This window comes from Enterococcus songbeiensis (genome assembly GCF_005405265.1).
In the GTDB taxonomy this organism is placed as follows: domain Bacteria; phylum Bacillota; class Bacilli; order Lactobacillales; family Enterococcaceae; genus Enterococcus_C; species Enterococcus_C songbeiensis.
The window spans coordinates 1-6,986 of the sequence record NZ_BJDS01000034.1; the positions used below are offsets into that span (position 1 = coordinate 1).

Annotated in this window: 4 protein-coding genes and 1 pseudogene; 2 read left to right on the plus strand and 3 right to left on the minus strand. The window is 35.9% G+C overall.

The window, feature by feature from the left end; all coding sequences use genetic code 11:
• Window positions 1-547: 547 nt before the first annotated feature.
• From gtfA to FFM66_RS11195, 3 genes are read right to left on the minus strand one after another with little or no spacing between them, the layout of a single operon-like run.
• Window positions 548-1,990 carry a sucrose phosphorylase gene (gene gtfA / locus FFM66_RS11185; protein ID WP_137605954.1) on the minus strand — a complete coding sequence of 481 codons (1,443 nt, stop codon included), beginning with the start codon at window positions 1,988-1,990 and terminating at the stop codon, window positions 548-550.
• On the minus strand, window positions 1,981-3,402 hold the full coding sequence (locus FFM66_RS11190) for a glycoside hydrolase family 1 protein (protein WP_137605955.1): 1,422 nt from the start codon (window positions 3,400-3,402) through the stop codon (window positions 1,981-1,983). The genes gtfA and FFM66_RS11190 overlap by 10 nt, the downstream gene beginning before the upstream one ends.
• A gap of 2 nt (window positions 3,403-3,404) precedes the next feature.
• Complete coding sequence (locus tag FFM66_RS11195; protein WP_137605957.1) at window positions 3,405-4,685, minus strand: PTS sugar transporter subunit IIC; 1,281 nt, start codon at window positions 4,683-4,685, stop codon at window positions 3,405-3,407.
• 129 nt (window positions 4,686-4,814) lie between these two features.
• On the opposite strand from FFM66_RS11195, the gene FFM66_RS11200 reads away from it, so the two are divergent.
• Window positions 4,815-5,540 carry a MurR/RpiR family transcriptional regulator gene (locus FFM66_RS11200; protein ID WP_171000839.1) on the plus strand — a complete coding sequence of 242 codons (726 nt, stop codon included), beginning with the start codon at window positions 4,815-4,817 and terminating at the stop codon, window positions 5,538-5,540.
• A gap of 152 nt (window positions 5,541-5,692) precedes the next feature.
• Window positions 5,693-6,871, plus strand: a pseudogene (locus FFM66_RS11205) (IS256-like element ISEfm2 family transposase).
• The last annotated feature ends 115 nt before the right edge of the window (window positions 6,872-6,986 follow it).

A 6,986-nucleotide genomic window follows, 5' to 3' on the forward strand; every position in this document is an offset into this window, starting at 1 on the left:
AGCGCCTTTAGACGCTGGCTAGTAACGGGGGCTTACAGCCCCAGAGCAAACCACCCGTTTGACGGGTGGTTATGATTCACTTTGTTGAGGGGTTGACCAATGAATCAAAAAAAATTTCCTGAATTTATTAGATACATACTTTCCTGATATAAATTTTGAAAAGTATAAGAAAAAGAAATTAGGTTTATTGTCAGGTGGGGAACGAAGGCTAGTATACATCCTTTCAATTCTCAGTATAGAAAGGAAATGGTATATTCTAGACGAGCCCTTTAGCAATCTTGATCAAGAAACAAGAGACATACTAATGATTATAATAAAAACAATGAGTAGAGAAAAGAAAGCAAATTTTATATTGACAGCCCATGAGAATCTTTCCCTTGATAATTTACATGTTTTAGATTTCAATTCTATTATCAATGAAAGTAAATAGGATTGATAAAAATCATAACTTTAAAATTAATTTCAGGAGTTTAATATAAAAAACAGAGGGTCAGAAACTTAAAAATTTCTGACCCTTTATTTTTTTAATAATCTTTGCATCATAAATCTATAGCATTACTAATGTGTCTCCTTTGAAAATCTGAAATACTTTGGTTTCTAAATTTGCTTCTAAGCGAACTTGTTCAAGCGTCTCAATATTCGTTCGAGTAATTTGGATTGAATTATCCGAAGGTGTTTCTACTTCAATTGATCCAGATAAATCAAATGCAGATTCTGTATTTCGGAATTTTAGAAGCTTCATTAAGTTCTGAACGATCGGCTGCTCTACCTTTTCGGCAATCTCTGCTAGGTCATAATAATGACGATTTATATTCCGACCTTCTTTGGTTTGTTCTAACAATTCTATATCGTTCTCTCCAGCAAGCAAGCCAACATAATACACCTGTGGAATACCTGGGGCGAAACATTGAATTGCGCGCGCTAATAAATAACTCGAATCATCATTTCCTAAGGCACTGTAGTAAGTGCTATTAATTTGATATACGTCTAAATTATTATAGTTAGCAGTTGAATATATTTTTTTAACGTTCGCACCAATCTGATATAATTTTTCAGAAGTATATAGCAACTCTTTATCTGTTAAAATATCTTTTGCATCAACAACTCCAATTCCATCATGCGTATCTAAAGTAGTAAATTGTTTCATTGGACTTTGACGAAGCCACGCTGCCAAACGTTCACTTTTCCCACTATATAAGGAATATAAAGTAACCATGGGTAGCGCAAAATCGTAAATAAAGTAATCATGCTTTGCAATTTTATGTTGAATCGTAAAGTGTTCGTGAATTTCTGGAAGCAAATCTACTTCATACTTGATTGCTTCTTCTTCCACAAATTTTAATAGATCCCATATTTCTGGTTCAATAAAGAAATCAGATGTATCCAATTTCTTTATTGCATAAGCGAATGCATCTAGGCGGATCAACGAGCATCCATGACTCGCCATCTCATAAATCGTCTTTTTTATAAATGTTTTTGTAGTATCGCTTGTGACATCTAAGTCAATCTGATCCTCTCCAAAAGTGTTCCAGACCTCTGCTGTCTGTCCATCAGAAAAGGTCACTTTTTGAAAAGGAGCCTTATCTTTCCTTTTATATATTAAATCAATATCCTCTTTGTTTGGACGACCGACAGGAAAGAATTCATCTTTCAGAATAAACATATCTTTGTATGCTGAATCTAAGTGCTTTTCTTGAAAATCTCGAAAAAAAGTAGATTCTCTTGAAATATGATTGATCATAAAATCAAACATGAGGTAGTACTGATCACCCAAAGATTCAATGTCTTCCCACGTACCAAACGCAGAATCCACTGTTGTATAGTTTCTCGGTGAAAAGCCCCGATCACCAGAAGACGGGAAGAACGGCAATAGGTGCAGACCCCCAATTGCTTCGGAAAAATAACGATCTAATATTACAGTTAGCTCAGATAAATTCTTTCCCAAACTGTCTGCATAAGTAATCAACATTACCTTATTATTTATTCCCATAAGAGGTCTTCTCCATTCGTTGCAATTACTTTTTGATACCACATAAAACTATCTTTTTTATAGCGTTTCAGTTCTTTCAAGTCAAATTCGTCACGGTCAACATAAATAAAACCGTATCTCTTTTTCACGCCAGAATGTGTACTGACAAGATCGATCGCTGACCAAGGACAAAAACCAAATACCTCCACACCATCGGATATCGCTAGCTTCATTTCAGCAATTTCATTTTTTAAGTAGTGAATACGATAGGTATCGTGGACTTTTTTATCTTCTGTCAATTCATCAAACTCACCCAATCCATCTTCAGTAATCATGATGGGGAGTCCATATCTTTCATAGACACTCCGTAAGGTTGCTCTGAATCCGACAGGATCGATTTCCCAATTAAAAGTGGTCCTTTCTAAATAAGGATTGTACTCAGCTTTGTATACGCCTTTTTCTCCTAACTCAATTTGTTGATCCCCGTCATCTGGTCCTACGACTTCATCTGTAAATGAACTATGAGACGCAGTGGAGGTATTATAATAATTAAATGCGATAAAGTCAGGTTTTCCAGCTTTGAATACAGCGATATCTTCAGGTGTAATTTCTGGCGCATACCCGCGGTCTTTCAGGTAAGAAAGAGCAATAGGATTATAGCGTCCATACACCGCAACATCTAAGTAGAGCCAATTACGAATCGCATTCAAATTTTGCGCGGCAATAAAATCTTTCGGATTTGCTGTCGCTGGATAGACTTCCGAAATATTGGGTGCTGGACCAATTTTGGCATGCGGACACAAATCATGACACAATTTCATGACTCTTGCTTGAGCAAGAAGCATGTAATGATTTTGCTGATACAAATCCTGTTTTACATTCGATACCTTTTCATTGACTGTACCAATGGCTGCGCCATGAAGAATCATCATATTTTGTTCATTTATCGTCAACCAATAGTTGACTTTATGTCCTAGCCGTTCAAATAATATCCTTGCGTAGTCTACAAAAGCTTCCGAGGTTTGTGGGTTACTCCAGGCACCTATTTGATTCAACGAATCTGGCAAATCAAAATGATACATCGTCACAATCGGCTCGATTCCATGGGCCAAACATTCATCAATTAATTGACTATAAAATTCAATCCCTTTTTCATTCACTTCTCCGATACCATTTGGGATAATCCGCGTCCAAGCAATGGAAAAACGGTATGCTTTAAATCCCATCTCGGCAAATAATTGGATATCTTCTTTATAGCGGTGGTAGTGATCACTGGCTACTTTAAAATCAGTTGTGCCTGTTGTAACAGCCTTGGTATCTTGAACGGATAATCCTTTTCCATCGACATTATAAGCGCCCTCAACTTGATAGGCAGATGTGGATCCTCCCCACAAAAAATCTTTGGGGAAAGTAGCATATTTTTGATATTCCATGTTTATTTCTCCTTTGCTTCAGTCAATAAATTCATCTTATCTACTTTCTTTATGAATGGAAAATACATAGCAAACGACAAAGCTAATATGATCACTTGTGATAAAGCCATACGCCACCCACCTAATAAAAATCCAGAAATAACCGGAGGTGTTGTCCATGGAACAGTGACCCCACTAAACGGCGGTACCAATCCAAAGTAAATAGCACCGTACATTAAAACACCTACTAATGTTGGTGTTAAGACAAAGGGAATAAACAAAAATGGATTCATCACAATCGGCGTACCAAAAATAACTGGTTCGTTAATATTAAAGATGGAAGGTACAAAAGACAATTTTCCTAATTCTTTTAGTTGTTTAGATTTTGCAAAAAATGCCATAAATAGCACTAAGCCAAAGGTAGTTCCTGTACCAGTCAAATTAATAAAAATGGCTGTAAATTGATCTGTCACAATGAACGCACCATTTGAAACAGTTAATGCTTGACCGCTATCAACAAGTGCTTGATTCGCCGTTAAATTCGACAGCAACAAAGCACCCATGATACCTGTCACAATGGAACCTCCATGCACACCAAACCACCAAAAGATAGTCGCAATTGTACAATACAAAATAATGCCAAGTAGAGAATCAGTTACGCCTTGCATTGGGGCTTGAATTACTTGATAAATAAACTCAATAAACGTCGTATCGAACGAGGCAAAAACTTGATATACAATAGTTGATCCTGCAATTAATACCGCTCCTGGTACCAACGCTGCAAACGAACTAGCTACATTTGTTGGTACTCCTTCAGGCATTTTTATCGTAATTCCAGACTTGATAAACCAGCTATAGACAGCACCTACAATTAAACCAATGATGATTGCTCCAATCATCCCTTGACCAGAAGTCCAAGATTTATTAACAATATTTGAAACTAAATCACCGCTTTCAGACAATACTGTACTTCTCAGAGTAATCAAAAAGCAAACAAGTCCTAAGAATCCGGCAGAAAGTGGTTCTACTTTCTCATTTTTTGCATAGGAATAGGCAATCCCTACAACTGCAACAATTGCACTTATATTAAATGTTGCTCCGCTAACTTGGTTAAACGCTTCCATCCAACCCAATTGATTGATAATATCTACAACCGGTTGATAAGGAAAGCTAGAAATCAATAAAAAAACTGAACCAATCATTAATAGTGGTAAAGTAAATAATATCCCTTCTTTTAGTGCGACTATTCCTTTCATATTGACAAATTTCAATGCTTTTGGTACTACTTTCTCATTCATAAACATAAATAATTTCTTTTTCAATGATATCGCTTCCTTTCTTAGATATAGTTTATAATAGTTTTAAGGAAAGCGGAACCGATTCTCTGGCTATTGTAATTTATTACATCAAAAAAAATAAAAGGAATGAATATAATGTTTACCATTGAACAAATCAATCGTTTTAGTGAATTAGAAATCATGATTTACAACTTCATTATCGAGCATCCTAAAGACGTTGCGAATATGTCTATCCAAGAGTTAGCTAATCACACACATGTCTCTACAACTACTATCTTAAGATTTTGTCGTTCACTTGGTTTTACTGGTTATTCTGAATTCAAATTACAATTATCTTATTCTCAAATTAACAAAGAATTGGTTTCTTTTCATTCGTTTTATCAAGATATGTCATTCTTAAAAAAATATACTGAATCGGACTTTCAAAAAAAGATTGAAGAAGCCGCAACAATTCTTCAACAATCAACTGGGATTATTTGGTTAGGATTTGGTGCATCTGCTGGAATTTGTAAATATGCGGCAAATTATTTTGCAAACACTGGAAAAATAAATCTTGTGATTGATGATCCCTATTTTCACAGTAAAGTTCCTCTTTTTAGTGGTGCAGCTTTGGTCGTTCTCTCTGTGTCAGGGGAAATTGATAATACTATACGTATTTTACAACATTTAAAAGCAAAAGATATTACAGTCCTCAGTATCACAAACTACGATCAATCAACGCTCTCCAAAATATCTGATTATGTTCTTCCTTACTATATAACCTACAATAAGAATAATGAAATTGACATGACCACTCAATTACCTGTCATGCTCATTATTGAAATGATAGGTAATGCATTGATATCACAAAAAAACAATTAATTATTCTTTCCAAAGAATAATAGCCTATGGTTAACTTAGAATATCGACGATTCCAAAAGAGAGTGTAAAATATTTTGTGTAAATAGAAAAAAGGAAGTCCCTTCTGTAGAATAGAGTTACCACAACACATTCACAGAAAAGAGGACTTCCATATGAACGATTTTACTACAGAAATTCTAAAGACTCTAGCGAACAAAGGCGATTTGAATGAATTATTCCGTGTCCATTTGGAAAAAGCTGTCAATACGCTTCTCAAAACGGAGTTAACGGCTTTCCTCGATTACGAAAAGTACGATCGCATTGGTTTTAACACGGGTAATTCTCGTAACGGCTCCTATGACCGTACGGTCAAGACCGAGTACGGGGAACTTCATCTCCAGATTCCGCGCGACCGCAACGGCGAGTTCAAGCAACAGACTGTTCCTGCTTATAGACGGACGAATGATACCTTAGAGGAGACCGTCATTCACCTCTTCCGAAAAGGTATTACCATGTCGGAAATCGCAGACTTGATTGAGAAAATGTATGGGCATCACTACACGCCCCAAACCATGTCCAACATGACTAAAGTGCTGACTGAAGAAGTAAATGCATTTAAAGTTAGAACTCTAAATGATAAGTATGTCGCTATTTTCATGGATGCTACTTATATTCCTTTAAAACGGCAAACCGTCTCCAAAGAAGCAATCTATATTGCCATTGGTATACGAGAAGACGGCACTAAAGAAGTACTAAGTTATGCGATTGCTCCGACTGAATCGACCTACGTTTGGAATGAGTTGTTACAGGACATTTACTCCAGAGGGGTTCATGATGTCTTACTGTTTATTACCGATGGCTTAAAAGGCATGAAAGATACGATTCACCAGATTTATCCTAAAGCTAAATACCAACATTGCTGTGTTCACGTTTCCCGTAATATTGCTCATAAAGTGCGTGTCAAAGATCGAAAAGAAATCTGTGATGATTTTAAGGCTGTTTATCAAGCTAGCTAAAAGGAAGAGGCAAATACCTTTTTAGGGAGTATGATTGAGAAGTGGCAGAAAACTTAGCCTAAAGTGACGCAGTCACTGATAAAAAATCAAGATTTATTGACTTTTTATGAGTTTCCGCCTGGTATCCGCCGAAGCATTTACTCAACTAATTTAATCGAATCTTTCAATTAACAAATCAAGAAATACAGCCGCAGAAAAGAGCAGTTTCAAAATGAAGAATCACTAGAGCGTTTCCTAGTATCCATCTTTGATACATACAATCAAAAATTCTTAAATAGAAGCCATAAAGGCTTCCAACAAGTGACGGATACATTAGCTTCAATGTTTACTGAGTAACCCATTATTTTGCAGAAGGACGAGTTATTTACACAAAAGGTTCTGTTGCAAAGTTTTAAATAAAGAATAAAATCCCTTACGGTATCTATGATTTAAGCTGGGATTCCCAATAATA

Coding starts and splice junctions, on each gene's coding strand:
- FFM66_RS11195 (WP_137605957.1), bottom strand. CDS start 4,685: ATGTTTATGAATGAGAAAGTAGTACCAAAAGCATTGAAATTTGTCAAT.
- FFM66_RS11190 (WP_137605955.1), bottom strand. CDS start 3,402: ATGGAATATCAAAAATATGCTACTTTCCCCAAAGATTTTTTGTGGGGA.
- gtfA (WP_137605954.1), bottom strand. CDS start 1,990: ATGGGAATAAATAATAAGGTAATGTTGATTACTTATGCAGACAGTTTG.
- FFM66_RS11200 (WP_171000839.1), top strand. CDS start 4,815: ATGTTTACCATTGAACAAATCAATCGTTTTAGTGAATTAGAAATCATG.